Source organism: Actinomycetaceae bacterium MB13-C1-2 (assembly GCA_035621235.1).
In the GTDB taxonomy this organism is placed as follows: Bacteria; Actinomycetota; Actinomycetes; order Actinomycetales; family Actinomycetaceae; genus Scrofimicrobium.
The window spans coordinates 82,290-108,862 of record CP141731.1 but is presented as its reverse complement, the minus strand read 5'-3'; the positions used below and the strand labels follow the sequence as shown (position 1 = coordinate 108,862).

25 protein-coding genes and 1 tRNA gene are annotated in these 26,573 nt (G+C 57.5%); 22 read left to right on the top strand and 4 right to left on the bottom strand.

Annotated features, from left to right (window positions below):
• Positions 1–347: 347 nt before the first annotated feature.
• A complete protein-coding gene (locus tag U6G28_00450) occupies positions 348–4,238 on the bottom strand; it encodes a multifunctional oxoglutarate decarboxylase/oxoglutarate dehydrogenase thiamine pyrophosphate-binding subunit/dihydrolipoyllysine-residue succinyltransferase subunit (protein ID WRS30198.1) in 3,891 nt (1,296 codons plus the stop codon).
• Positions 4,239–4,629: 391 nt separating this feature from the next.
• Between U6G28_00450 and U6G28_00445 the strand changes: the two genes are divergently transcribed.
• The 5 genes from U6G28_00445 to U6G28_00425 all read left to right on the top strand — a co-directional run bounded on the left by U6G28_00445 (position 4,630) and on the right by U6G28_00425 (position 8,971).
• A complete protein-coding gene (locus tag U6G28_00445) occupies positions 4,630–5,985 on the top strand; it encodes a hemolysin family protein (protein WRS30197.1) in 1,356 nt (451 codons plus the stop codon).
• Entirely contained in the window at positions 5,982–7,040 is a 1,059-nt protein-coding gene (locus U6G28_00440) for a hemolysin family protein (protein ID WRS30196.1), read from the top strand. The genes U6G28_00445 and U6G28_00440 overlap by 4 nt, the downstream gene beginning before the upstream one ends.
• Positions 7,041–7,183: 143 nt before the next feature.
• Positions 7,184–8,041 carry a M23 family metallopeptidase gene (locus U6G28_00435; GenBank protein WRS30195.1) on the top strand — a complete coding sequence of 286 codons (858 nt, stop codon included), beginning with the start codon at positions 7,184–7,186 and terminating at the stop codon, positions 8,039–8,041.
• Complete coding sequence (locus U6G28_00430) at positions 8,038–8,823, top strand: glycerophosphodiester phosphodiesterase (GenBank protein WRS30194.1); 786 nt, start codon at positions 8,038–8,040, stop codon at positions 8,821–8,823. The genes U6G28_00435 and U6G28_00430 overlap by 4 nt, the downstream gene beginning before the upstream one ends.
• A 75-nt stretch (positions 8,824–8,898) precedes the next feature.
• Positions 8,899–8,971, top strand: a tRNA-Arg gene (locus U6G28_00425).
• Here the strand turns inward: U6G28_00425 and U6G28_00420 are convergent.
• Positions 8,964–9,164 (bottom strand): hypothetical protein, encoded by a 201-nt coding sequence (locus tag U6G28_00420; GenBank protein ID WRS30193.1) that lies wholly within the window; start codon positions 9,162–9,164, stop codon positions 8,964–8,966. The genes U6G28_00425 and U6G28_00420 overlap by 8 nt on opposite strands.
• A gap of 1,028 nt (positions 9,165–10,192) precedes the next feature.
• Between U6G28_00420 and U6G28_00415 the strand changes: the two genes are divergently transcribed.
• From U6G28_00415 to U6G28_00400, 4 genes are read left to right on the top strand one after another with little or no spacing between them, the layout of a single operon-like run.
• Entirely contained in the window at positions 10,193–10,522 is a 330-nt protein-coding gene (locus tag U6G28_00415) for a PadR family transcriptional regulator (protein ID WRS30192.1), read from the top strand.
• Between the two features lie 2 nt (positions 10,523–10,524).
• Positions 10,525–10,908, top strand: coding sequence for a DUF1048 domain-containing protein (locus tag U6G28_00410; GenBank protein ID WRS30191.1), 384 nt, complete (start codon positions 10,525–10,527; stop codon positions 10,906–10,908).
• Between the two features lie 8 nt (positions 10,909–10,916).
• A complete protein-coding gene (locus tag U6G28_00405; GenBank protein ID WRS30190.1) occupies positions 10,917–11,705 on the top strand; it encodes an ATP-binding cassette domain-containing protein in 789 nt (262 codons plus the stop codon).
• Positions 11,702–12,475 carry an ABC transporter permease gene (locus U6G28_00400; GenBank protein WRS30189.1) on the top strand — a complete coding sequence of 258 codons (774 nt, stop codon included), beginning with the start codon at positions 11,702–11,704 and terminating at the stop codon, positions 12,473–12,475. Before U6G28_00405 ends, U6G28_00400 begins: the two co-directional genes overlap by 4 nt.
• A gap of 756 nt (positions 12,476–13,231) precedes the next feature.
• Here U6G28_00400 and U6G28_00395 read toward each other — a convergent pair.
• Positions 13,232–13,576, bottom strand: a complete 345-nt coding sequence (locus U6G28_00395) for a hypothetical protein (GenBank protein WRS30188.1) — start codon at positions 13,574–13,576, stop codon at positions 13,232–13,234.
• 151 nt (positions 13,577–13,727) lie between these two features.
• Between U6G28_00395 and argS the strand changes: the two genes are divergently transcribed.
• Complete coding sequence (gene argS / locus U6G28_00390) at positions 13,728–15,407, top strand: arginine--tRNA ligase (protein WRS30187.1); 1,680 nt, start codon at positions 13,728–13,730, stop codon at positions 15,405–15,407.
• 11 nt (positions 15,408–15,418) lie between these two features.
• On the opposite strand, the gene U6G28_00385 is transcribed toward argS, so the two are convergent.
• Positions 15,419–16,051 (bottom strand): adenylate cyclase, encoded by a 633-nt coding sequence (locus U6G28_00385; protein WRS30186.1) that lies wholly within the window; start codon positions 16,049–16,051, stop codon positions 15,419–15,421.
• Between the two features lie 129 nt (positions 16,052–16,180).
• Here U6G28_00385 and U6G28_00380 point away from each other — a divergent pair, with 129 nt between their 5' ends.
• From U6G28_00380 to U6G28_00325, 12 genes are all read left to right on the top strand, one after another.
• Positions 16,181–17,077 (top strand): hypothetical protein, encoded by an 897-nt coding sequence (locus U6G28_00380; protein WRS30185.1) that lies wholly within the window; start codon positions 16,181–16,183, stop codon positions 17,075–17,077.
• Between the two features lie 261 nt (positions 17,078–17,338).
• Entirely contained in the window at positions 17,339–19,078 is a 1,740-nt protein-coding gene (gene rho / locus U6G28_00375) for a transcription termination factor Rho (protein WRS30184.1), read from the top strand.
• Between the two features lie 158 nt (positions 19,079–19,236).
• Positions 19,237–19,455: a 50S ribosomal protein L31 gene (gene rpmE / locus U6G28_00370; protein ID WRS30183.1), complete on the top strand. Its 219-nt coding sequence runs from the start codon at positions 19,237–19,239 to the stop codon at positions 19,453–19,455.
• Between the two features lie 78 nt (positions 19,456–19,533).
• Entirely contained in the window at positions 19,534–20,625 is a 1,092-nt protein-coding gene (gene prfA / locus U6G28_00365; protein WRS31253.1) for a peptide chain release factor 1, read from the top strand.
• Positions 20,626–20,662: 37 nt separating this feature from the next.
• Entirely contained in the window at positions 20,663–21,586 is a 924-nt protein-coding gene (prmC, locus tag U6G28_00360; protein ID WRS30182.1) for a peptide chain release factor N(5)-glutamine methyltransferase, read from the top strand.
• Positions 21,586–22,209 carry an L-threonylcarbamoyladenylate synthase gene (locus U6G28_00355; GenBank protein WRS30181.1) on the top strand — a complete coding sequence of 208 codons (624 nt, stop codon included), beginning with the start codon at positions 21,586–21,588 and terminating at the stop codon, positions 22,207–22,209. Before prmC ends, U6G28_00355 begins: the two co-directional genes overlap by 1 nt.
• A gap of 4 nt (positions 22,210–22,213) precedes the next feature.
• The gene (locus tag U6G28_00350) at positions 22,214–23,458 is read left to right on the top strand and encodes an MraY family glycosyltransferase (protein ID WRS30180.1); all 1,245 of its coding nucleotides are present in this window, start codon (positions 22,214–22,216) and stop codon (positions 23,456–23,458) included.
• Complete coding sequence (locus U6G28_00345) at positions 23,455–23,871, top strand: hypothetical protein (GenBank protein WRS30179.1); 417 nt, start codon at positions 23,455–23,457, stop codon at positions 23,869–23,871. The genes U6G28_00350 and U6G28_00345 overlap by 4 nt, the downstream gene beginning before the upstream one ends.
• A 95-nt stretch (positions 23,872–23,966) precedes the next feature.
• Positions 23,967–24,944, top strand: a complete 978-nt coding sequence (gene atpB / locus U6G28_00340; protein ID WRS30178.1) for a F0F1 ATP synthase subunit A — start codon at positions 23,967–23,969, stop codon at positions 24,942–24,944.
• 28 nt (positions 24,945–24,972) lie between these two features.
• Positions 24,973–25,176: an ATP synthase F0 subunit C gene (gene atpE / locus U6G28_00335; GenBank protein ID WRS30177.1), complete on the top strand. Its 204-nt coding sequence runs from the start codon at positions 24,973–24,975 to the stop codon at positions 25,174–25,176.
• Positions 25,176–25,757 (top strand): F0F1 ATP synthase subunit B, encoded by a 582-nt coding sequence (locus U6G28_00330; GenBank protein ID WRS30176.1) that lies wholly within the window; start codon positions 25,176–25,178, stop codon positions 25,755–25,757. Before atpE ends, U6G28_00330 begins: the two co-directional genes overlap by 1 nt.
• On the top strand, positions 25,757–26,572 hold the full coding sequence (locus U6G28_00325) for a F0F1 ATP synthase subunit delta (protein WRS30175.1): 816 nt from the start codon (positions 25,757–25,759) through the stop codon (positions 26,570–26,572). Before U6G28_00330 ends, U6G28_00325 begins: the two co-directional genes overlap by 1 nt.
• Position 26,573 lies beyond the last annotated feature (1 nt).

Here is a 26,573-nt window from a genome sequence, read left to right as displayed (position 1 = left end):
AGCGACAGCTAGCGTTCGGCGGCCAAGATGGACGGACGACGGAATCTTTTTCGAATCTCACACAGCCTCAGGTTCCGCTTAGACCCGCGATCCTGATAGTTTTCACTGGTAGCAGTACAAAGACTCGCGGATTGCGGGCGATACGGAGGCAGTAATGAGCACACGCGGACGCAAGAAGCGGGCACGTCGCAAGAACAAGGCAAACCACGGCAAGCGACCCAACACCTAAGCCGCGCGGGTAATCCGCGCAGGACCAGATTGGCCAAAAGCCAAGTAGTAAGAGCCCCAGACCAAGTTCGGCAACGTAACCGACAGGTCCGGGGCTCTTCCAATTGATGGACCTGGGTCTACATGAAGGAGCGGTCAAGGATTGAGGCTGCCTCTTCGCGATGGCGCCAACCTAAGCCGGTTGCAGGTGAGGCGGCGGCGTCGCGAGATACGACTGAGACCGTCGGGCACCTAGGTATTTTTCCGCTGGCGATAGCCGCTGAGGTCAGCGGAACCTTACCTAGTAGCGGGAACAGGTTCAGGGCCATGAACGGCCAGGCGCCCTGGTTCTCGGGCTCGTCCTGCACCCAAACCCACTCAGCGTTACTGAAGGGTTCCAGCGCCAAGATGAGTTCCTCAACGGGAAGAGGATAAAGCCGTTCAACGCGTACGATCGCCACGTCGCTGGCCCCCAACTTTTCCCGCTGCTTCGCTAGGTCGTAGTACACACGGCCGGTGCAGATCAGAACTTTGCGCACTGAGTTAGCGTTCGCCGTAACGTCAGGGTTCGTCTCACCGATAACGGGGAGGAACTCGCCTCGAATGAATTCTTCCCGGGAAGAACTTGCGGCGGACAGCCGCAGAAGCTGCTTCGGCGTGATCTCGATGAGCGGACTTCTCGGCCTGCGGTACGCCTGAGTGCGGAGCAAGTGGAAATGATTCGCGGGAGTTGAAGGCTGAGCTACCCAGAAGTTTTCCTCGGCCGCAAGCTGAAGATAACGCTCCATACGGCTTGAGCTGTGATCGGGTCCTTGTCCCTCATACCCGTGTGGCAGCATCATGACCATCGAGGTGGCTTGGCCCCACTTTTGTCCAGCGGACGAAATGAACTCATCGACAACCGTCTGAGCCCCGTTCACGAAGTCGCCGAACTGTGCCTCCCAGGCAACGAACATATCGGGACGTTCGACCGAGTAACCATACTCGAAGGCAAGCGGAGCATACTCGGACAGGGGAGAGTCATAAATCTGGAAACCGGCCTGGTCTTCTGTGAGGAAGTTAAGCGGAGTGAACTCTCGCCCGTCGACCTGATCATGCAGAACTGCGTGACGCTGAACGAACGTCGCGCGGCGGGAATCCTGCCCACTGATCCGTACAGGGGTGCCATCCATGAGCATGGTCCCCCAAGCGAGGAGCTCAGCAAAACCCCAGTCGATGGGAGTCTCTCCACGAGACATCGCAAGACGACGCTGCGAGAGCTGTTCAAGCTTTCTGTGGGGGGTAAAACCCTCGGGAAGTGAGGTATATGCCTCGCCGATTCGCTCTAGTTCCTGAGGTGAAACGGCCGAGGTCCAGCCGATCATCATTCCTGAACCCGGTAGTTGTGACTCAGGGACCTCCAGGCCGTGTCGCTCTGCCACGGGGTAGTGAGGGTCGGTGCTAGAAGCTTGACTTGCAGCTGTCTGGCGGTCGGGGATACCTCCTCGTTCGCGAGTCTCTTCAAGGATCTTTGCCAGTTGTACCTCGTAGTCCTGAAGGAACTGGTTTGCCTCGTCCTGGCTGATATCGCCGCGACCGATCAGGTTGCTGGTATAGACGGCGCGGGTTGAGGGAAGCTCGTCGATTAACCGATACATCAAAGGTTGGGTCATTGAGGGGTCGTCGCCCTCGTTGTGTCCGCGACGCCTGTAGCAGACCAGGTCGATGATGACATCCTTGTTGAATTCTTCGCGATAGCGGAAAGCGAGTCGGGCTGCTCGGACCACCGCCTCGGGATCATCGGCGTTGACGTGGAATATCGGAACCTGCATTCCCTTCGCAAGGTCGGTCGGATACCTGGTCGATCTTCCAGCGGTGGGAGCGGTGGTGAAGCCAATCTGGTTGTTAATGATCACGTGAAGAGTGCCGCCGGTACGGAAGCCCTCAAGTTGACTCATGTTCAGGCACTCATAGACAACGCCCTGGCCGATAAAGGCAGCATCGCCGTGAACTAGCACCGGAAGGACCGGCCAGGTCGGATCGCCCAACAGGTCGTCCTTGGCGCGGGTGATACCCAGTAGGACCCCATCAACCGCTTCAAGGTGCGAGGGATTTGCAGCCAAGTAGACCTTGGTTGCCAGGCCGTCTCCTGCTGAGTAAACCCCCTCGGTTCCTAGGTGGTATTTGACATCGCCCGATCCCCGGGTGCCGCGCATGTGCTCACTACCCTCAAACTCTGAGAAAATCTGCGAGTACGACTTCCCGGCAATGTTTGCAAGAACGTTGAGCCTGCCGCGGTGTGCCATCCCGATGGTGACTTCTGCAAGGCCCGCCTCAGCCGCGTCGTACATAACCGTGTCCAGGAGCGGGATCAGTGATTCTCCGCCCTCAAGCGAGAAGCGTTTCTGTCCGACGAACTTGGTCTGTAGGAACTCCTCGAATGCCTCGGCGTGAACGAGGGTTGAGAGGATCTGCTTTTGCTCTTCCGAACTGGGTTTTTGGTAGGGCGCTTCAATCTGTTCTTGAACCCAGAGACGCTGTGCCGGATCTTGGATGTGCATGTATTCGATCCCGACGCTACGGGTGTAGGTATCACGAAGACGCTGCAGCAGGTCACGCAAAACCATCTGAGACGAACCGCCGAATCCACCGGTTGGGAATGTGCGATCTAGATCCCATACTGTCAGACCGTAACGACCCAGTTCCAGGTCGGGATGGCGTCGCACCCTGTAGGCAAGCGGGTCGGTGTCGGCCGCTAGGTGGCCGCGGGAGCGGTAAGCATGGATCAGTTCAGTCGTTCTGGACTGTTTGCCCTTCTCCTGGGAAATGTCATAAACGCGGTCCGCCTCCCACCGGTACGGCGGGTAGGGAATTTCGAGGGCGTCAAAGACCCGGTCGTAGAAGTCGTCCTTTCCACCTAGTTTGTCAGCGAACTTCCGCAGAAGCGTTCCCGAGTCTGCCCCCTGAATCACCCGATGGTCGTACGTCGAAGTTGCGTACATAGTTTTGCCTACACCAAGTTCCGCAAGACGCTTGGGGGAGACTCCTGCCCACTCGGCGGGGTAGTCAGTGGCGCCGATACCGATGATGACGCCCTGTCCTGACATCAGACGAGGAACGGAGTGGGTGGTCCCCAGGGTTCCCGGATTTGTTAGGGAAACCGTTGCCCCCTGGAAGTCCTCGGCCGTGAGTTGGCCCTCGCGGGCGCGAGAAATCAGGTCGTTCATGGCGGCGACGAACTCAAGGAATGTGAGAGTGTCTGCGTTTCGTACTACGGGCACCAGAAGGGAACGACTTCCGTCGTCCTTGGGAATATCGACGGCGATGCCCAGGCCAACGTGAGCCAGTTCCTCGACCGCTGGCTTGCCGTCTTTCTGCGTATAGCGGACGTTTAGTTTGGGGAGTTCTGCCAGGGCCTCAACCAGGGCGTAGCCGAGCAGATGAGTGAACGAAACCTTGCCACCAACGGTATGTGCCAAATGGCTGTTAATGACGTATCGGTTCTCGATCATCAACTTCGCAGGGATGTCTCGTGCTGATGTCGCGGTCGGTACCGCCAGCGATGCTTCCATGTTTTTTGCAACCGCCCGACCGGCCCCGCGAAGAACTATTGTCTCGTCTTCTTCGTTCGAGGTGGTGCGCCTGGAGAGTCGAAGGCTCTGCTGGTGGGCGCGCACGTATGGCGAGGTTGCCTCGTTGATTTTCGGCGTGGGGGCCGGTGGTAGATCAGAGCGGGTAACCAGTTCGTCATGCGGCCTCACCGCCGGGGTTGCAGTGGGAACGGGAGAGGACGGATCAAGGTCCGAAGCGTTGAAAGCTAGTTCTGTCGAAGGCACTGCTTCGGAGGTCTGTCCCGCTTCGCTAAGTGTGCCTGAGAGTCCCCGATCCAGGGACTCAAGCGATTTAGGTCCGACCTGCGGGTTTGCCTCGAAGTACTCTCGCCATGAATCATCCACACTGCGCGGATCGGCAGTGAACATCTCAAACATATGCGCGATGTACCAGTCGTTTGGCCCAAGCTCTGCGTATGCAGACTGACCTTCTTCGCTCACGGAAGCTCCCTTGACTCCAGGACGGCCAGGCGGCCATCGATCCCGACTCAGTCTAGGTACATCCAGGCCCTAAGTCTCAGTTTGTTTCACAAGAATCGCCGGGTTTTACCTGCTTTTGTCCCGACGTTTACCAAGCAGATTCCGCTCCATCAGAGATCGGTGGTAATCGAGACTGAACTCGCTGGGCGCGTGGGTCCGCAGTCTCGGTATAGTTGGCTCACTATGGCTCGCGCACAGGATGACCCTCCACATTTACGCTCCCGTTGCGTCTGGCGCAGCGGGAGACAGAATCAAGTGGCCCTGGAACGTTGCATTTGGGGCGTTTCGACAGCATTAGACAGACCCGGATACAGGGGAACAATCAGTTCCGTCCCAAGGGGTTGGTACCGCCATGGGTGACATCCTTATGATTTTGCTGGGGATAGTCCTGACCTTTGGAACTGCGATATTCGTCGCAGCAGAGTTCTCTTTTGTTGCGCTTGATCAGGCGTCCGTTGAACGCAAGGCTCAGGAGGGGCAGCGTGGTGCCGCAGGAGTACTAAAGGCACTAAAACACCTCTCTACCCAACTTTCAGGCGCGCAGGTGGGAATCACACTAACCACCATCCTGCTCGGATACACCACTCAGGTGGCGCTTTCTGAGTTGTTCGCGGACCTCATGACTAGCGCAGGGGTAAGAACGGCGCTGTCGACGACCATTGGCGTGGTTGTGGCGCTGATTGTCGTGAACGCGTTCTCAATGCTCTTTGGCGAGCTGGTTCCAAAGAACATGGCCCTGTCTGATCCGATGGCTACCGCGAAACTAACCGCTCCGTTTCAGATGGGATTCACCTGGCTGTTTCGGCCGATCATCGCGGTACTGAACGGAACTGCGAACTGGATACTGCGTCTTTTTGGAATAGAACCGAAGGAAGAGATCTCCTCTGCTCGATCCGCCTCGGAACTGGCGTTCCTCGTACGACATTCCGCGGAAGAAGGAACCCTGGCCGAGGAGACAGCGGATCTGTTCACTCGCTCAATACTCATGGGCGAACTGACGGCGGTGGACGTAATGACTGACCGCGGGCGGGTGCGAGCGCTTCCAAGCGACGCGACTGCGGCGGACCTGGTTGATCTGGCGAGGGAGACGGGACACTCTCGATTTCCGATCCTTGACCACAGTGGCGAGGCTGTGGCGGCAATCGCTTCGCTTCGTAAAGCGGTCGCGATTCCCTATGATCGACGCGGCGAGGTTCCCGCGACCTCAAGTTCGCTGAGTGTCGAACCAGTATTTGTCCCAGAGACAGTCGGGCTTGCACCGCTGCTGGTTGATCTGCGTGGGGGGTTGCAGATGGCCGTGGTCGTGGACGAATACGGATCGACGGCTGGCATCGTCACACTTGAGGACGTCGTTGAGGAGTTGGTGGGCGAGGTTTCTGACGAGCACGACCGCAGACGAATGGGAATCAAGTCGACGCCCGGTGGTGGGTACATGGTTCCCGGGACTCTGCGTCCCGATGAGTTGCGCGCACAGACCGGGGTTTACGTCGGCGACGATGGTCCATACGAGACGCTCGCGGGTTTTGTGATGGATGAACTCGGGAGTATTCCAGAAGTCGGGGACGAGGTCGTCACGGACGAGGCGCGGATCGACGTTGTCGCCATGCGAGGTCGGCGAATCACGCGCCTGCATGTTGAGGCATTGAGCGAGGACGATTCAGCCTCGGACACCGATGCCGAATCAAGTCAGGCGGGGGAGAGACCATGAATCCCGTACTGGGTCTCGGAATCACCGTCCTGCTACTGCTGGTCAATGCGTTCTTTGTGGCTGCTGAGTTCGCGGTGACATCGTCGCGGCGCTCAGCCGTCGAGCCCCTGGTCCATGAGCAACGCCGCGGCGCCAAGCAGGCTTTCTACGCGCTTGAACATGTCTCCGTGATGCTGGCAATTTGTCAGCTCGGGATCACTGTGATGTCCACTTCGCTGGGCGTCATCGCCGAACCTGCTATCGCACACCTCATTGAGGGTCCACTCCTCGCCGTTGGTGCTCCGGCAGGGGCGGCACACGGAGTGGCGTTCGTTATCGCTCTGCTTCTAGTGCTTTTCCTTCACGTTGTTTTCGGTGAGATGGTTCCAAAGAACATTTCTATCTCCTCACCCGAGAAAGCGTTGCTACTGCTCGCTCCGATCCTTGTCGCTTTCGGGAAGATACTGCGCCCAATAGTCGTGGGACTCGACCATACGGCGAACTGGTTCTTACGGATCTTCGGAATGGAACCCAAGTCAGAGATTTCGGCAACGTTCACGGTGGAGGAGGTTGCATCAATCGTCGAGCTGTCCCGAGAGGAAGGCAAGCTCGTTGACGACTTGGGGCTACTGACTGGAACCCTTGAATTCACTGAAGAAACCGCTGGTTCTTTGATGGTTCCCCTCGATCAACTAACTGTCCTCACTGAGCCGGTTACTCCCGACTCGGTTGAAGCTCTGGTTACGAAAACGGGTTTCTCAAGGTTTCCCGTGGCAAATGATGAGGGGAAACTGGTAGGCTACGTGCACCTAAAGGATGTGCTGTACGCGACCGGCGACCAGAGAGATAGACCTCTTGAACCTTGGCGTATTCGTGAACTGGAGTCGGTGGACGAGAATGTTGAGGCGGAGTCCGCTCTCCGATCTATGCAAAAGGGTGCCAAACACATGGAGGCCGTTACGAGGTCTGACACCACCAGTGCAAAAGAGTCTGTGATAGGTGTGCTTTTTCTCGAAGATTTGCTCGAAGAGCTCGTTGGTCAGGTCAAAGACTCGTTGCAACGAGGTATTCAGTGATGCATTTTCTGTGAGATAAAAAATCTCTGTTGCCAAGCGCACTGTCCAATCCGTTTACGGGGCGTACAATCATTTTCATAGCGTGTTCTCGGGCCAATGATGGAGCGCGCTTAAAGAAAATTCGAGCAGGAAAGTTGGGATGGATGTCGCGGGAGAACGTGGGTGTACCGTTCCCTAGTCGGACGGAGCTTCGTGGCTCCCCTAAGACCCAAGTTCCTACCGCAAATGAGCCCAGTCGTGCTCAGTGGATCGGAGCGGGCGGAGTCGCTGCGCTGACCGGCGTGCTGGTAACCCTGCTTGTGAGCCCTTCGACGACCGCCACGGCGGCGGCAGATTCTTCGAATGAGCCCTCAACGGCGACAGGGAGCGTTCCTTTGTCGGGTGAGGATTCATGGGCCGATCTCGCGTCTGACAGTCTTCAGGACACGGGAGATTTCGCGGGCACTATGACTGCCGCATCTAGAGCCCGGGTCCGAGCCTCGGTTGTCGTGGATAGTTGTCTGGCGTTGCCCACCGCTGCGAACGGTTCGCGTAGTTTCACCGAAGCGGAGCGGGTCTATTTTCCTCTTCGTGAGGGAACGTACACGACATCCTCTCCCTACGGATACCGTTTCAGTCCGTTTACCGGAGCGTACGAACTTCATCAGGGTGACGACTATGCGGCACCCTTTGGAACGCCTATTCATGCCGTTGCGGACGGGACCGTGTCATTTGCTGGACCTCGTGAGACCTACGGGTATCTGACCATTATCGACCACATCGACACGGACGGGACAATGATCCAGTCCTGGTACCTGCACCAAGCTGAGGGAACTCAACTGGTCACTGTGGGCCAGAAGGTTGAGGCAGGAGAACAGATCGGTTCTGTGGGAAGCACCGGAAACTCAACCGGCCCTCACCTGCACCTTGAACTGCACCCAGCCGGTGGCACTGAAACAATAGATCCCAGCCCTTGGCTTCAAGCTCACGACGCCGTGTTCCTTGGCCAGGAGTGCTCGTGATACCCGTAGCCGCGAGTCCGTATCCAATTATCTTTGCGCATCGAGGTGGGGGCTTTGAAGCCCCCGAGAACTCGATGGCGGCCTTCCGGAGGCTCTCTGAGATCGGCATCAGATATCTTGAGACGGACGTACAGCTAACCGCTGACGGTCAGGTCGTCGTCTGCCATGACGAAACTCTCGACCGAAGTTACGGTGGCGAGGGCAAGATTTTCGATCACACCTACGAAGAGATCTCGCAGCTTCGTAACGAGGCGGGCGAAAAGATGCCACTGCTCTCTGAAGTGCTGACCGAGTTCCCAGATCTCTACCTCAACATCGACGCCAAGACGAACGAGGTGGCAGAGCCGCTGGTGGAGTTGCTCAAGGAGCACGACGCGATCGGGCGCACCATGATTGCGTCGTTCTCGGAACGTCGGCTTGAGCACATTCGCCTTATTGGCGGCCCGGAAGTCTCGACCTCCCTGGGAGTTAAGGCGATAGTGAATCTCCTGCTTGCGTCAGAGACCGTCTCGAACGCTGAGACATGGCGCGTCCCCGGTCCTAGACATCATGCGAGAGCGGCCCAGGTTCCCGAGAAGACGCGGGGAATCCGAGTGGTTAGTCCGCGTTTTGTTGCTACTGCTCACACTGCCGGTCTGGCTGTTCACGTATGGACGATCAACGATCCAGAGCAGATGGTCAAGTTGGTGAACATAGGCGTGGACGGCATCGTTACTGATGTGCCGGAACTGGCGAAACAGGTCTTCCAGGAAGAGGGGCTGTGGGACCCGGAGATGGGATGACCCGGCAAGCCTGGTAGAGTTTTTCTGCTTCCGTAAAGCTGGGACCGAGCGTCCAAAGACAGGTTTACGAAGAATGCCTTAGTAGCTCAGTGGATAGAGCGTCCGCCTCCGGAGCGGAAGGTCGCAGGTTCGAGTCCTGTCTAGGGCACGTTTGTGGTCGTAGTTGAACCTGAGCCGGGGGCATTGTTACTCACCAGCCCTGCGAATGGTTCGCCGAGACTTATTTCGGTGGTTTCCTCTTCGGTGATGTAGATCCGTTTGAGGAACGCCTGGTTTGCTAGGCGTTTTTCTTTATCGTCGGTGGCACGGTACGTGAGTTCGCCCTCGGTCAGGATCCGCAACGCTTGGTCGAGAAATCGTTCAGGCGCGGTCGAGTTGGTGAATGCTAACGAACACTACACCCGCTTGCGTGCATCGCTGAGCGCATGACGCTAGTGCACTGGGAGCATCCCGAAGCCATTAGTGGGTTCGATGATGCTGTCTACTGGTACGTTGCGTAGGAACCAGGTATCGGGCACAAGCTCATTGATCGCGCCCAGCAAACTAGGCGCGATATGTCCAAGTGGCCAGATGCAGGCCAACCGTTCACTACAGTCGATGATGGAACGGTGATTCGTAGCCGGTCAGTCGCGGCTACCCGTATCGCATCGTCTACATTGTCGAACCCGAACGGGTCGTGATTCTCGCCTACGCGCACGAGCGCCGAAAACCAGGGTATTGGCTCCACCGGCTCCACAACTAAGCACCTAGAAATCGGGCGTGTCTCGCGGTGGTGGTGAATCACCACCACCGTGCACTTTGGCTTGTTTTTAGGGGTGTGTGATTAACGCACCCCTGAAACTACGCGGATTTTACAAACTGCGGCCTGCCAATAATTGGCATCCTGTATTGCTTCTATACGGCCCCCAAAGAATCAGGATGCCGTGCTGCTCTACCCTGCGTCTCATGTTCGGGTGGATTTTAGACGGGGCACCGCAGACCTGTTCGAGCACGCGGGGTTCATGGCAAGATTCCGGTGTTCTAGCCAGTATTTCTCGTGTGCACTCACTGACTCTCTGGGCCTGAGACTGTGGATGGTCACCTGCCTACGCCGGGTTTAGAACTTCGCTCTCTATCCTAAAAACCCTCTATCCTCCCTGCGGGATTCGGACCTCTCTCAGATGTCGAGTGGTTATTCCGAGGTGAGGGTTGGATCGTATGAGAGACCTGATCGCCAGAAGCTGGCCTGGGAGGCTATGCGAAGTCTTGAGCTGATCTGCGAGTCCCGAAAGCTCGAAGCCGTCAGCTCACTATTCATTATTGCTATCTACTGGTATTCAGTGTTACTTTGTACCGGTAGTCAATGTCACTGAATAGTTGAGGTGGTGCTATGGGTCGTCAGATGACTGAGATGCTCAAGGGCACACTGGAAGGGATCGTCTTGGCGATCCTGGCTGCGAGTCCAGCCTATGGGTACCAGATCACTGCCCGGTTGCGGGAGCAGGGATTCTCCGACATCGCTGAGGGCACGATCTATGCCCTGCTGCTGCGCATAGAGCAGAGAGGGTTGGTCGATGTGGAGAAGGTGCCCTCGGAGAAAGGGCCGCCCCGCAAGGTCTACACGCTCAATGCGCAGGGGCACCGCGATCTCGACGAGTTCTGGGGAACGTGGAGTTTTCTCGCAGGACGGCTGGAACAGCTCTATACGGAAGGAAAATGATCATGCGCAACCCGATCGAACTGATCGTCGGTGATTTTGCCGACAAGAAGAAGTGGCGTGATTACAAAGCCCGCATCAAGCAACTGCCTCCTGGATACCGGGAAGCAGCGAGGGGGCTTGAGCGATACACGATGAACTTCGGCGCAGTTGATGATGGCTCGACGCTGGTGAGGATGTTCGAAGATCTCGCCGAGATACTCGAGCGCGCCGCCGCTGACGGACTGCCGATCCGCGAACTTGTGGGCGAGAACCCCGCCGATTTCATGGAGACGTTTCTCGACACCTACCGCGGAGGTGGTAAGAGTTGGGTCGAGCGGGAGCAGGATCGACTCTCCACCACGATCGACAAGGCGATCGCGGAGCAGGATCTCGAACAGGCGCAATGAGTGCCGTGATGAGCGAGCGTGGTGCGGCTATTCGCCTCAGAGGGGTGGAGAAATCATACAAGGAACTTCATGTTCTTCGGGGTGTCGATCTCGAGGTGGAGTGGGGGACCATCTTCGCTTTACTCGGGTCAAACGGTGCTGGTAAGACGACTGTCGTAAAGATCCTCGCTACTCTGTTGCAGGCTGACGCGGGCACCGCCATGGTCGCTGGCTTTGACGTCGGCGCGCAGGCGCTGAAGGTGCGAGAATCGATCAGCCTCACCGGGCAGTTTGCGGCCGTAGATGGAATTCTCACAGGTCGGGAGAACCTCATGATGATCGCGCAGCTGCGGCATCTAGCGGATCCCGGCGGGATCGCGGACGAGCTGCTCACACGGTTCTCGCTGATCGGCGCGGGCGATCGCAAGGTTGCGACGTACTCGGGCGGGATGCGCCGTCGACTCGACATTGCCATGAGCCTGATCGGAGAGCCGTCCGTGATCTTCCTCGATGAGCCGACTACGGGCCTCGATCCCGAAGCGCGCATCGAGGTGTGGCAGGCGATCAAGACCCTCGTAGAGGGTGGGACAACTGTGCTGTTAACCACACAGTATCTCGAGGAGGCAGAGAAACTCGCCGATCGCATCGCAATCCTGCACGAAGGCCGCATCATCGCCGACGGTACCCTGGACGAGCTCAAGAGGCTACTCCCGCGGGCGAAGGTCGAGTACGTCGAGAAGCAGCCCGGGCTTGAGGAAGTGTTCCTTGCCGTGGTCGCGGCAGATAACGCTAACCAAAGTGGAAGGAAGCTCGGATGAGCGTCCATGTCGTCGGCGATACCGCCGTACTCACCGGTCGCTCGCTGCGCCACATACTGCGCAGCCCCGACACCATCATCACCACGGCGCTCATGCCGGTCGCAATGATGATGCTGTTCGTCTATGTCTTCGGCGGAGCGGTCGATCTTGGGAGCGGGGCCGGTAACGAGTCATATGTGAACTACCTACTTCCCGGCATCCTGCTCATCACGATCGCCTCGGGGATCTCTTACACCGCGTACCGGCTCTTCCTTGATATGAGTGGTGGAATCATTGAGCGGTTCCGCTCGATGCCTATCGCGCGTTCAAGTGTGCTCTGGGCGCACGTGCTTACCTCGCTCGTCGCGATCCTCGTCTCGCTCCTAGTGGTCGTGGGTGTCGCACTGGTGATGGGTTTCCGATCGAGCGCCGGGCCGCTCGAATGGCTCGCGGTCGCCGGCATACTGATCCTGTTCACCCTTGCGCTGACATGGATCGCGGTGATCCCGGGACTCACGGCCAATTCGGGCGACGGAGCGAGCGCTTTCTCATACCCGCTGATTTTCCTCCCGTTCCTGAGTTCGGCGTTCGTGCCCACAGAGTCGATGCCGGGGCTGGTGCGATCGTTCGCGGAGCATCAGCCAGCCACGGCGATCGTCGACACGATCCGCAGTCTGCTGACGGGGAAGCCCGTCGGAGGTGAGATCTGGATCGCGTTGGCTTGGTGCTTCGGTATCTTACTCGCCGCCTATGCCATCGCCACGACTGTCTACCGGCGTAAGACGCGATGAAACACGGTCCCTCACCGATAGAGGCGTTTGCGCGGGAGTTAGGTCGCGATGTCGGACGCTCAACGTACTGATCAGGATGAGCAGACCTTGACACGTCTGACGATTATGGCAATACCGGTTACCAGGAAAAACAGAATGCGGACGCGGTCAGCCCCGACGGCCGATACTCGTACGCAACAATCACTACATGCCCTAATCCATATCGATAACTCAATCACAACACGACAATTTCGATGGCTATAGGTGGAGATACGTGCAGATAAGTATTGGGCAAATGCGCCTTTTGTTGCCGGATATCTCCGCCTATAGCCGATCCGCTTACGGTCTTGATAAACACCTTGACCGCATCGGTGACCATCAAAATGGCATTCCGACGACCTCAGTCGAGCACCTGTAGCTTTAAAGTGGCGTGATATAGGAGGTCGAAACCAGGTCGCATCAGGCCCAATAGTTCTTGCATGGCAGGTCGTGAACACACAAAGGGCTGGGAGCGTTTCACTAGAGAACTCGGAGACAACATAACCCGTGTTCGCGAAAGTAAGGGGTTGTCTCAGGAACATGTGGCGTTCGCTGCTGGCCTGTCAAGGCACACATACCAAAGGCTCGAAAAAGGCCTGAAGTCGCCCGACACTCCTACGAATCCCACGCTCTACACTCTTCTTGCTGTCTGCCGCGTGCTTGGGGTTCACCTGGAAGACATTCTTCCCTCGTACTCTGGATCGATCTTCACGCCCGCCAAAGAGATGGGAGTGGTGTTCAATATGGATCCGCTCCCGCTAGAACCGCGCCCAGGGCACGATATATACGGGAAGCGCTTTCGATAGTCACACACCAGCCGATGTCATCGTCACCTATGAAGACCCACTCTTCTTTGTCACCATGCCCCTGGTAACGGAGCACGTCGAACTCAGTTGGGTAGGCCTCCATCGGATCGCCTGAAGTGACCGCCCCGGCGATCACAGGCTGCAATCCGGCGCTCAGCGCGTGCGTGCGATCGCTGCCCTGCAACTTTCCGTTGAGGTCACGGTGCCTTCCCTCGCACCAGGGAGGACAATCATTGTCGGGGCGGGGGTTGGCGTCACCTGCTTGAATAGTTGGCATTATGCTTCCTTCGAACGATTCGACTCGGCACTTTAGCTAAGGATGTCGAAACCCCTCGTCATTAGCACCTCGCAGATCAGAGACCTGTGGGTCCGACCACGAAGCGGGATCTGTGTATAGAAGTGGGGTGTCTGGGCGATAGGCTCGTCCTGTGACTCCTCAAGAACTCTCAACTCTGGTACGCATGATCCTCGTTTCTATGGCGGAAACGGGCGAAGTCGAACTCGATATCGCCCAGATTCCGGAAGAGGTAACCATCGAGCGTCCGCGAGTCCGCGAACACGGTGACTGGTCCACCAACGTCGCGATGCAACTGGGGAAGAAGGCCGGAATGGCTCCCCGCGACTTCGCTGAGCTTTTAGCAAAGCGTCTGCGCGAGAACCCCGGTGTCCAAGAAGTCGACATTGCCGGACCGGGCTTCGTAAACATCCGACTCGACACGGCCGCCGCCGGTGAGATCGTCGGGAAGATAATCGAGGACGGTGGCGACTATGGTCGCGGAGAGTCCCTAGCTGGACAGACCATTAACCTTGAATATGTTTCTGCGAACCCGACCGGCCCCGTTCACCTGGGCGGTGCGCGCTGGGCAGCCTTTGGCGATGCGCTCGCCCGAGTTCTTGCCGCCTCTGGCGCGAGCGTTGTGCGCGAGTACTACTTCAATGACCATGGTTCTCAGATCGATAAATTTGCAAAGTCCCTGTTGGCGCGTGCTCGTGGAGAGGAAGTGCCCGAGGACGGCTATGGCGGGCAGTACATCGAAGAGATCGCGCAGCAAGTAACCGACGTCAATCTCGAGGGGGGCCTTCCTGCCCCGGCGACTCTGCCTGACGCGGAGGCTCTGGAAGCTTTCCGCTCAGGCGGGGTTGAGATCATGTTCGATGAGATCAAACAGAAGCTGCATGACTTTCGGGTTGATTTTGATGTCTTCTTCCACGAGGAGTCGCTGCACGAATCTGGCGCGGTCGATAGAGCGATCGACGTGCTTCGAGACAAGAACGTTGTCTTCGAGAAAGACGGAGCTCTCTGGCTACGCTCAACTGATTTCGGCGACGACAAAGATCGTGTCCTCATCAAGTCGAACGGCGAAGCTGCATACCTTTCCGGCGATGTCGCCTACTACCTCGACAAGCGTCTGCGTGGGGCTGACAACGCTATCTACCTGCTTGGCGCAGACCATCACGGTTACATCGGGCGAATGATGGCTGTGTGTGCGGCGTTTGGGGACGTTCCGGGCGAGAATATGCAGATCATTATCGGCCAGCTGGTTTCTCTGCTTCGTGACGGGGAGCCAGTTCGCATGTCGAAGCGCGCTGGAACCGTCGTCACGCTGGACGATCTGGTTGATGCAGTCGGAGTTGATGCATCCCGGTACTCGCTGGTACGAGTCTCGGCTGACACCCCGCTGACAATTGACCTCGATCTGCTTGCGAGCCGCTCGAACGAAAATCCGGTCTACTACGTTCAGTACGCCCACGCCCGCACTCGTTCCGTCGCCCGCAATGCCGAAGAGCACGGCGTCCACATGGGGGAGACGTACGATCCGTCCCAGTTGGATCATCCTGCGGACGAGGAACTGATTGCCGCTCTGGCCCGGTTCCCCGAGGTTGTCGCCCAAGCGGCCGACCTGCGTGAGGTTCACCGCATTGCCCGTTACCTGGAATCGCTCGCGTCGACGTACCACGCTTGGTACTCACAGTGTCGCGTGACTCCGCGTGCGGACGAGGAAGTGACCGATGCGCACACTGCGCGACTTTGGCTGAATGAGGCGACCTCGCAGGTGCTTAGGAGCGGCTTGGATCTGCTCGGCGTAACGGCACCGGAGCAGATGTAGGGGCCCGGCTGCTATTCCGGTGCCGGTTGGTTGGTTCCGAAGCTGTGCTCGAACCGGGGCGGATTCATCTGAAGTTGCCGCCTATACTGCGCGGACCACTCGGAGAACGGACGCCCGACCAGTTCGTCGTTTGAGAACCGGGCGTCCCCGCTGACCTCCTCGACGCAGAAAGAGGGGATCTCAAGGTCGATGACTGGTCCCGTGCGTTCACACTCGGCAATAACCAGGGGTTTGTTCGGCCCTAGAAAGCGGTCGATAACCCAACCGTCCTGCCCCATCCATAGCCCGTATCTCAGCTTCGCAAGAGTGTCTCCTCCCCGCAGACACATCTGCGCCCCAACCCCGATATCGAGCACCCGTTCGGCTTCGTACCTGGTGCCCCCGACATAGGGTCCCTTGACAGCGAGGATGCAGAGATCAAAGTTGTCCATGTATCGTTCCAGAGCGTCTTTCCCATTGATGTCTTCTGGAACTTCCAGGTCGAGTCCGGTCGCCTGGAGACGGACTCGAAGCGCGTAGCCTTCATCGGCGAGAAAGTATGTCTGCACGATCAGATCGGGGCGAGTGCCTTCAAGAAGTCTCGTCGGTATTTCCTCGACGAAGAACCGACGCTCAAACTCAAAGTCCGTTTCTAGGCTTTGCATACTTTCACCGTAGTCCAGGTCCGTGGCTACTGCATGTGTTACTGGCTGGTGTCGCAAGGTTTTCGGCCTGGCAATCACGAATTTCGAGGGTGGGACACTAGCATCGGATCAGAGCAAGTGGGGGTGAGCGTGAAACTGACTGCAGATCGCACCGACATCGTCGTACCCGGGAGCATCGTCGGATTCGGCACGGGGTACTCGATTCTTGCTGCAGCAATCATCCCTGCGGATCATGTCAATGTTCGTGCGGTGGCTGGAGCGGCTCAGGTCAGTGGCCTCGGCCTTGGTGCGAAGGCCCCGGATCCGACGCGGCATCCAACCGTAGTAGCTCTTCGATCCCTGCTGGACCATGTTGGTGCTCCACAGGTTGGCGTGCATCTCGCATTTCGATCGAAGATTTTGCGTGGTAGTGGACTGGGCTCGTTTGAGGCTGAGGTCATCGCGGGTTTAGTGGCGGCAACACGGATGCTGGGCTCGCCCGATGCTCTAGACGAAGAGTTCCTGCTGGACTTCGCCGAGAAATTAGGAGCGGATCGACTCAGGGCAATGGTTTCACTGGGTGGAGGCGCAGCCCTACGAGTGGGTTCCGAGCACCTTCGGAACCTGCCGGTGGACCCAAACTCGGGCCTAGAAATAACCGCGTTCGTTCCCAGCTTTACCTTGGATGAGCGTTCAGATCAGGATGCTGAGCCGCGGGCTATCCGCTATTCCCAGGCACAGCGCAGCGCTGCGAGCCTTGCCCTTCAACTCGGCCTGCTGGCCGGAACAACTGCGATCACCCCCGGAGTTCTCATGGATGCGACTGAGAACGCGATGAGGGCAGAGCAACTGTCGGTACGTTCACCGGCCTCCACGTCGTTAGTTACCTGGTTCCGAGATCAGCAGATACCGGCATTTGTGTGCGGATCGGGTCCCAGCGTCATTTGTTATGGGTCGGTGCCGGAAGCGATCGGCGATGCGGCGGTGCAGTCGGGTTGGAGCCAGCTACCGCTTGGTCTCACCGTTAGTGGGGCTTTGACGACTTGAGTCTATGACGTCGACGCTGTGAAATCTGACGCACGACGGATAGTTAGATCGATCTTTACGATGCTCCGGCACCCTCTGCCTGATATAGTTCATTCGACGGATCGGTAAAGGCGCGTGGATCCATACAGAATCCAGTTCAAGTCTTTGGTCAAGTCGTGAGACTCAATAGTCTCTCTGTACGACGTACTAATCCGTCAATCCACTTAAGCGGTGACCACCCTGCGGGTGTATCGGACACCTAAGTTAGGACCCAATCACAATATGGAAAACTCATCGGGTTCCAAGAGCGCTTCAGACCTGGGAAAGCTCAAGCTTGCCGACCTACAGGCCATGGCAAGCGAACGTGGCCTCAAAGGCACTTCGCGCATGCGTAAATCGGAACTGGTAAACGCCCTCTCTGTCGGCGATACCACTAATAACTCATCTTCGAAAAAATCCAGCGCGAGCACCGCTCCGGCGGGGGCTGAGAAGCCAAATGATGATAAGAGGCGCGGTGCTGCCAGCAAGAAAGGACGCGCGGCAAGCGAAGATGGCGGAGCTTCTAAAGAGACAAAGCCAAAGCAAGAGCTAGAACAAGACTCGAAGCAAGATCTAGGTGAACCAAAGCAAGAAGCTCTTGATGCAGTGGTCGAAGAACTGAAGGCCGCGCGGAAGAGCCGCCCAGAAAGCCGCGAGTCAGGATCGGCAACCGAGCTGGCTGAGATTGAGCTGCCGGAGGGCGGTGAGCCGGGCCGGTCACGCAACAGACGTGATCGAGGCCAACGCCGTCGCGGGCGCGGTCGCGACCGTGCGCCCCAGAGTGGTGGCCAACAAAACGGTAACCAGCGCGGTCAGCAGCGAGACTCGGAACCCGAGATCACAGACGAGGATTCTTTAGTTCCAATTGCCGGCATCGTTGATGTCCAGAACAACCACGCGTTTGTTCGTACCTCCGGCTACCTTCCCGGTGATAGTGACGTGTATGTGACGCTCGGCAACGTTCGCCGCTGGGGCCTACGCCCAGGGGACGCGGTCGTCGGGTATGTACGTCAGATGCGTGAGGGCGAACAGCGCCGTCAGCAGCAGAAATACAATGCGCTCGTCAAGGTTGACTCGATCAACGGGATGACTCTTGAGCAGGCGGCGCAAAGGCGTGAGTTTGCAAAGCTCACTCCCGAGTACCCGAAAGAACAACTGCGCCTTGAGACATCACCCAAGGCAATCACCCCCCGAATGATTGACCTGGTTGCCCCGATTGGTAAGGGACAGCGCGGCCTCATTGTCTCGCCACCGAAGGCCGGTAAGACAATGATCATTCAGCAGATCGCCAAGGCGATCGAGATCAATAACCCCGACGTCCACCTGATGGTGGTCCTGGTTGACGAACGTCCAGAAGAAGTCACGGACATGCGCTCGATCGTTAAGGGTGAGGTTATTGCCTCGACCTTTGATCGTCCTGCCTCGGACCACACAATCGTTGCTGAACTGGCTATTGAGCGGGCTAAGCGCCTGGTTGAACTGGGTCAGGATGTGGTCGTCCTTCTTGACTCGATAACCCGCCTCTCACGGGCGTACAACCTGGCGGCTCCGGCCTCGGGACGTATCCTGTCCGGTGGCGTCGATGCGGCAGCCCTCTACCCGCCAAAGAAGTTCTTCGGTGCTGCGCGCAACCTGCGTGAGGGTGGATCGTTGACCATTATCGCCTCGGCCCTGGTCGAGACCGGATCTAAGATGGACGAGGTCATCTTTGAGGAGTTCAAGGGCACCGGCAACATGGAGCTGCGCCTCTCGCGTTCTCTTGCGGACCGCCGTATTTTCCCGGCCATTGATATCAACGCTTCCGGTACCCGCCGTGAAGAGATGCTTTTCAAGCCGGAAGAACTGGCGATTATGTGGAAGCTGCGTAGAGTCCTTGGAAACCTGGATCAGCAGGCCGCACTTGAGTCGGTTCTTGGAAGGCTTAAGGACACACAGCAAAATGCCGAGTTCTTGATGCAGGTACAAAGAACCACAGCCGAATAGCTGTTTTATTGCCGCTGCGGGTGCATGATCTCACTGCTTTTTTGGGCACGGTGGACTAGCATCCGACGCGTCAGAGTGCCAAACTTAATCGCTGGTTCCGGTTCACCGTTAGGACACTTGCCTGCGGACCCGGAGCACCGAGAAAATAGGAGACCAAAATGAAGCAGGGAATCCACCCTGAGTACGTTGACACAGTGGTGACATGCACCTGTGGCAACGAGTTCACCACCAAGTCCACCATCACCAGCGGCCAAATGCGCGTTGATGTGTGCTCTGAATGCCACCCGTTCTACACCGGTAAGCAGAAGATTCTGGACTCGGGCGGCCGCGTGGCCCGCTTCGAAGCGCGCTACGGAAAGAAACCAGCCGCTAAGTAGCTTTCTCAAATGGGCACCGACGAACAGTTCGTCGGTGCCCATTTGCATTTATTACTGGAAGCGAACGACGGAGGAAAAATGGCAGCCCCGGGTGGACTGGAGGCGGTAACCCCGCTTATTGAGGAGTACGCACAACTCGAACGAGAGCTGGCGGATCCGAACCTGCACTCAGATCAGGCACGAGCTCGCAAGGTTGGGCGCCGTTACGCGGAACTGGGACGGGTAGTGAAACTGGCTAATGCGCTGGGCCGGATTGAAGAAGACCTCGAAGCTGCGCGAGAACTTGCGGTCGATGACCCCGACTTCGCCAGTGAGGTCGACTCTCTTGAGATCTCTCGCGAAGAGACATATCACCAGCTGGTGGCTGTTCTTGCACCGCGTGATCCCGATGATGCTTGTGACGTGATTCTTGAAGTTAAGGCGGGCGAAGGAGGCGAAGAATCGGCACTGTTCGCCGCTGACTTGGCTCGGATGTATGAGCGCTATGCGACCACTAAGGGCTGGACCACCACGGAACTATCAACCACCTACACCGGTCTTGGAGGACTCAAGGAGATCACTCTGGCGATGCGTGCCAAGGGTAACCCAACACCCGAAGAGGGAGTTTGGGCTCATCTCAAGTACGAGGGAGGGGTTCACCGGGTTCAAAGAATCCCCGTAACCGAGTCGCAGGGGCGAGTCCACACTTCGGCTGCGGGCGTCTTTGTAATGCCCGAGGTTGAAGTGGATGATGACGTTGAAATCGACCCGAACGATTTGAGGATCGACGTTTACCGCTCGTCGGGTCCGGGAGGTCAATCCGTCAACACGACTGACTCTGCCGTTCGTATCACCCACATTCCTACGGGGATCGTCGTCTCAATGCAGAATGAGAAGTCTCAGATTCAGAACCGCGAAGCAGCGATGAGAATATTGCATTCTCGCTTGGTGGCCGAAGCGCGTGCGCAGCGTGAGGCTGAAGCCTCTGCTCAGCGTCAGTCCCAGGTGAGAACCGTTGACCGCTCAGAAAGAATCCGAACTTACAATTTTCCAGAGAACCGGATTGCTGACCACCGCACCGGATACAAGGCTTACAACCTTGACCAAGTCCTAGAAGGAAGCCTTGACCCGGTAATTCAGTCTGCAATCGAGGCAGACGAAGCCGCTCGCCTTCAGGGCGACGTCAACTGAGGCCCTGGCAAGGAGTGATAGCGAGAGGAGGACGGTAGTGGATGCGGGTAAGATTAATGAGGAACCCATTACTGTTCGACCTCAGCGCGGCACAGACGCGACGATCGCGCTTCCGGTCCTTTTGGCGTGGGGGAGGAAGCAACTAGGCAGAGCGGGACTCCCACCGGTTGAAGCCGAATGGTTGCTCAAGTGGACGACGGGACACGAGTCGTTAATCCTCGCCCCCCAGCAAATGGGGATACGCGCCGCAGAGAACTATCGCAGTGCCATTGCACAGCGACGCGCTCGTGTGCCGTTGCAGCACATAACTGGACAGATGCAGTTCCGCGAACTGTCCCTGCTTGCCGGAAAAGGAGTCTTTGCAACCAGACCTGAGACCGAGATGCTTGTCGATCTGGCAAAAGAGGAAGTAGCCACGAATAGGCCTCGGATTGCAGACCTATGCGCGGGCTCAGGCGCGATTGGTTTGGCGCTCGCGGTTGAGCTTCCCTCGTCCAAGGTGTGGTTAGTCGAGCGTTCGCCGGAGGCGATGTCGTATCTGAAACGGAACGTGAAATCGATCGAGGTTGGGGATGACAGGGTGATCACCGTGCTCGCAGACGCGCTCGATGCTCTACCTGAGCTCGATGGCACGCTGGATCTAGTGGTTTCTAACCCTCCGTACGTTGGGCTGGCGGACAGACCAACCCAACCAGAAGCGTTGGCCGATCCTGAGATGGCCCTCTACGGTGGGGGAGAGGACGGACTCGTTATCCCGCGTGGCATCATCGGTCGCGCTTTTGAGTTGCTGAAAAGGGACGGAACGCTGGTCATGGAGCACGGGGAGCGACAGGGTCATTCTCTTTGTGAACACGCGCTGTCGGTGGGCTTCACCATCACTTCGACCCGGTACGACCTGGCTGGACGACCGAGGTTCTTGGTCGCAACGAAAGGGGCCGACATCCTGGAGGATCGTGAGTGATGGATTACGTGAGTTCCCGGCTGAGGAGTAGTTTTCGGGAAGCAGTCGAGGGGGGAGAACTCGTGGTTCTTCCAACCGATACCGTGTATGGAATCGGGAGCAGTCCGTGGAGTTCACGTGCTGTCACCGCACTTTTGTTGGCCAAGGGCAGGGACGAGGCGATGCCGCCGCCAGTGCTGGTTCCCTCAGTGGAATCACTGCTTGAACTGGGATGCTTTGACTCCGAGACGGCCCGCGAAGCGGCCCTACGAATTGCGCGGAAGTTCTGGCCCGGGGCGCTTACTTTGGTGGTCAAGGCGGCGCGTGATTTCGGCTGGGACATGTCGCAGAAAGGTGACACGGTTGCGCTGCGGATGCCCGATCATCCGGTCGCCCTCGAGTTGCTGAGAGTTGCGGGACCGCTTGCGGTGACCTCAGCCAATCGAAGCGGCCAGGCTCCCGCAGAATCTGTGTTTCGGGCACGCGAAATCTTCGGTGATGAAGTAGCTGTATACGTTGATGGGGGTCCCTCCCGAATCGGAGTTCCTTCGACAATCGCGGATGTTACAGGTGGAGAGATACGGGTACTGCGCGAAGGCACCGTAGGCTTAGACCAGCTGAGGGCGGTAGCGAGGAGGGGGTGAGGGAGTGAGACTTTACCTGTTGCTGCTACTTATCTCAACGGCGGCAACCCTCGTACTCACGCCAGTGGTCAGGCGAATTGCCCTGGGGTTCAACGTTCTAACCCCATTGCGCGAGCGCGACGTACACGCAACTCCAATCCCCAGGCTGGGCGGGATTGCGTTGACGGGCGGGATTACTCTGACGATTCTGGTCGGTTATTCGATCCCCTATTTCAAGCCGGTTTACTCGGCATCTCCTGCGCTGTGGGCCGTGCTTGTCGGATCGGTGGCAATCTGTCTACTTGGCGCAGTGGACGACATATGGGAACTGGACTGGATGACCAAGCTGGCCGGTCAGTTCTTGGTTGCTGGCGGAATGGCAACCGCCGGTGTCCAATTGATTAACATTCCGCTGTTCGGGGTCACTATCGGCTCCTCACGCCTCTCGATCCTGATCTCGGCCCTTATTCTTGTGGCGATAATGAACGCGGTGAATTTCGTTGACGGACTTGATGGGCTGGCTTCGGGCGTGATCGCAATCGGTTCGCTGGGATTCTTTGCCTATTCCTATATCCTGCAGCGCCTAATGGGGGAGCCTACGTACGTCACCGGCGCCGCCATCGTGACGATAGCGCTAGCGGGAGCCTGCATGGCATTCCTTTGGTTCAACTTCCATCCGGCCTCGATCTTCATGGGTGATTCGGGGGCAATGGTTCTTGGCCTAGTCCTGGGCTCGGCAGCCATCATTGTTACGGGACAGGTGAATCCCATGTTGCTCACCGACGATTCGGCGGCGGCAACGTGGATGCCGCTGATTATTCCGATGGCGGTACTGATCATTCCGCTTGCCGATTTGGTGATTACTCCGGCACTGCGAATGCTCCATGGAAAGAGTCCTGTTACAGCTGACCGTACCCACCTTCATGACAGGTTGCTGGTGCAGGGACACTCACATCGAGGCGTAGTCCTGATAATGTACGCCTGGACCGCCCTGGTATGCACCGTTGCGATCCTGGCACTTATTCTTCCGACGAACGAAGTTTTGCTCTGGGCATTACCGTTCTTGGTCGGGACGATCATAGCCACCGCGTACCAGTTTCCGGGCCACCGCAGGCGCAAAGCCGGAGTAAGGGGAACCGGAACTCCCGGTGGCAAGGTCGCTATTGACGACGGTGTGGAGGTTATTTCCCGTGCCGGTCTCGGTGTCTGGTATCCGCTAATGCGCTCAGAACATGAGCACTCACAAACAAAGAACGAGGACAAACAGTGAGTCAGGGTTTGCGTGTCTCTCGCAGTCTGCGTCGACTGACTAGTGGGCTTTTCTGGACTTCGATTGGATTCATTGCGGCGGCGACTCTACTAGGTCTATTTCTGCCGTCCCATCCCTGGCCTTCAGTCTTGGTCGGACTGGTAGTTGCGCTCGCCATGTTTGGCGTGAGTCTCGCCACGACCCGGGTTGCAGCAAAGACCGAGAGCCTCTCGGTCGGACCGATTGCACTCGACTACGTGGTCAAGATTGCTCTGGTTGCAGCTGGCCTGATAGCGGCGCGAAACCTTGATGTTCTGGACGTTAAGCTGGTTGCGTTGATGGCGGCCGCTGCCGTCCTGGTCGGAATGATTGTTCAGCTCTGGGCTTTTATGATCCCGGGACGAAAGTCCGATGATGGGAATACATTCGCCTGACCAATGTCCTAGATACTGCTAACATAATGAGGTCCCGAAGTGGTACAAGGCCCCAGTTTCTCCGGTTCTGACGGCCACGTTTTGACTTTGAAGATTTGACACCGGACATTCGACGGAGGTGCCCCCTGTCTTCCAGCGCGCTGGCTGTTAGTGAGGTCGAAACCTCAAGCACCCTGTCTAAAGAGAACCAGAATCGGGCGGGTAAGAAAGCTCCGAAACCCACATGGTGGTGGGTCGGACTAGGTGTACTGCTCGCCGTCATCGCAATCACCTTTGTTCCGGGTCTCCTTTCGCCCGCGAGAGATCCACAGTATGTGGTTCATCAGCCCGGATTGGGTGACTTCTTCCCGGAACCGGTGCTGTTCGAGGGCACTCCGTTCCAGATGAGCCGCCTCGTGATCGCTCGCCTGTTGGTTGCCGTGACCCTAGTAATCGTCTTCTACCTCATCGCGAGGAACCTCAAAATGCGTCCGGGTCGGACGCAGTGGATTATGGAGTTCCTGGCGGGATTTGTCCGCGACAGCATCGGCGTTGAGCTGTTGGGAACTAGCCGCGGGAAGCGATACTCGACGATTTTGGGTTTCGTGTTCTTTGGTGTTTTGGGAATGAACCTGACGGGAATCATCCCCGGAATAGACATCGCGGCTTCTTCCGTCGTTGCGGTGCCGATTACCTTCGCCGTGGTTGCTTACGTGACCTTTATTGTTGCTGGCATCAAGGCCCGTGGAGGCGCCAGGTTTCTTCGAGAGCAACTGTTTCCTCCGGGAGTGCCCTGGCCGCTGTATATCCTGCTAACTCCTATCGAGTTCATTTCTACTTTTGTAATTCGCCCGCTCACTCTGGCGATTCGTCTTCTGGCTAACATGATGGCTGGGCACATGCTGCTTGCTCTCAGCTACTTTGGGACGCAGACACTGCTGTTGGCGACAATGTTCATGAAGCCGTTGGCAATACTGACTTTTGGAGCCTCGATCGTCGCGACGTTGTTCGAGATATTTGTAGCTGCACTTCAAGCGTACGTTTTCACTATCCTCACGGCCGTTTATATCAAGATGTCCGTGGAATCCCACTGAACCCAACAAATAAAAGAAGGAACGCGAAATGACCGGTTCTATTACCCTCCTGGGCTACGGCCTGGCCACACTCGGCCCTGCCCTTGGCATTGGCATGTTGGTTGGCAAGACCCAGGAAGCTACCGCACGTCAGCCCGAGGTAGCGGGACGCCTGTTCACGAACATGATCATCGGTGCGTCACTGGTTGAGGCGCTAGCCCTGTTCGGCTTTATCCTGACCTTCATTATCTGATGATTCGCTCTGTTCTACTTCCTGCAGCCTCAGAGGCGGATGTTCGCGGAATGGAAGTTCTGATTCCGCCTCTGTACGAGATCTTCTGGGCAGCTGTTGCGGCTCTGGTGATCTGGCTGGTCATCGGTTGGGCGCTGCCCAAGATCTACGCCATGATCGACGAGCGTAGAGAACTGATCGACGAGGGACTTAGTGCAGCGAGCCGCGCTCAAGAAGACGCAGCCCTGGCGAAGCGTGAACGTGAAGATCTGCTTCGGGAAGCTGCCGAGAATGCGCGGAGCATTCGCGAAGATGCGAACGAGGATGCCAAGAGAATTGTCGCGGAGGCGCGAATGCAAGCGAGTGCCGAGGCGGCCCGCATTGCCGACACCTCAAAGCGGCAGATTGAGGCAGAACGTCAGGCTGCGTTTGTCTCGCTTCGAGCGGACGTCGGTGAACTGGCCACTGAACTCGCGGAGCGCATTGTCGGTGAACAGTTGAAGGATCAGGCGCTTTCGGCTCGTGTGATTGACCGCTTCATGGATGAACTAGAGAACGACCTAAAAGACGCCAAGTCGGACAGTCCGAAGGTCGGTGCGTAATGAGCCACATGCAGCGAAGCACCTATGAGACGGCTTACGAGATGATCGTGAAGGCCGTCAACAGTGGTGCCGATGGTAAAGAGATAGGCGAGGACCTTTTTGGTGCCGCCGATCTGCTAAATGCCAACTCATCGTTGCTTTTGGCCCTGACGGATCCCTCGCGAACGACCGAGGACAAACAGACGCTGGTAGAGAATGTTTTTCGTTCCTCCACCTCGTCCGCGGCCTTTGAGGTCATGAGTGCGCTGGTCGCGGATCACTGGTCTGTGCCGGCTGAGTACTCAGCGGCACTGGCCGACCTGGGGCTTGACGCGCATATCCTCGCTGCAATAAACGACGATAAGTACGATGATCTTTGCCAGGAACTGATAGATGCACAGGCGCTAATCGCAAACAACCGAGATTTTCGTGTGCAGCTTTCGGACGTTGGTGACGGCGACCCAAGGGCTCGCGCAGCGCTGGCCCGACGGGTGTTCAGTGGCCATGTATCCAAGGTTACTGAGAGGCTGCTCTCACGCGCAGCGTTCTCGACCCCGTACGGTCAGCTTCTTCAGACTCTTCGGAGCTACGCAGACAGAGCGGCGGCTGCGACCGGCAAACAACTGGTAGTTGCCTATACCGCCAAATCTCTGACCGAAGAGCAGTATTACAGGCTTGCCCGCCTCGCCTCTTTCAGGTGGAACTCGGCAGTGCAACTGGCAACGGTGGTTGAGCCTAGCCTGCTTGGCGGCTTCAGACTCGATGCCGGGGATGAATCGGTAGACACGACGGTTCGTAGAGACCTCATAGCGGCGAGGTCAGTTCTAACTCGCTGAG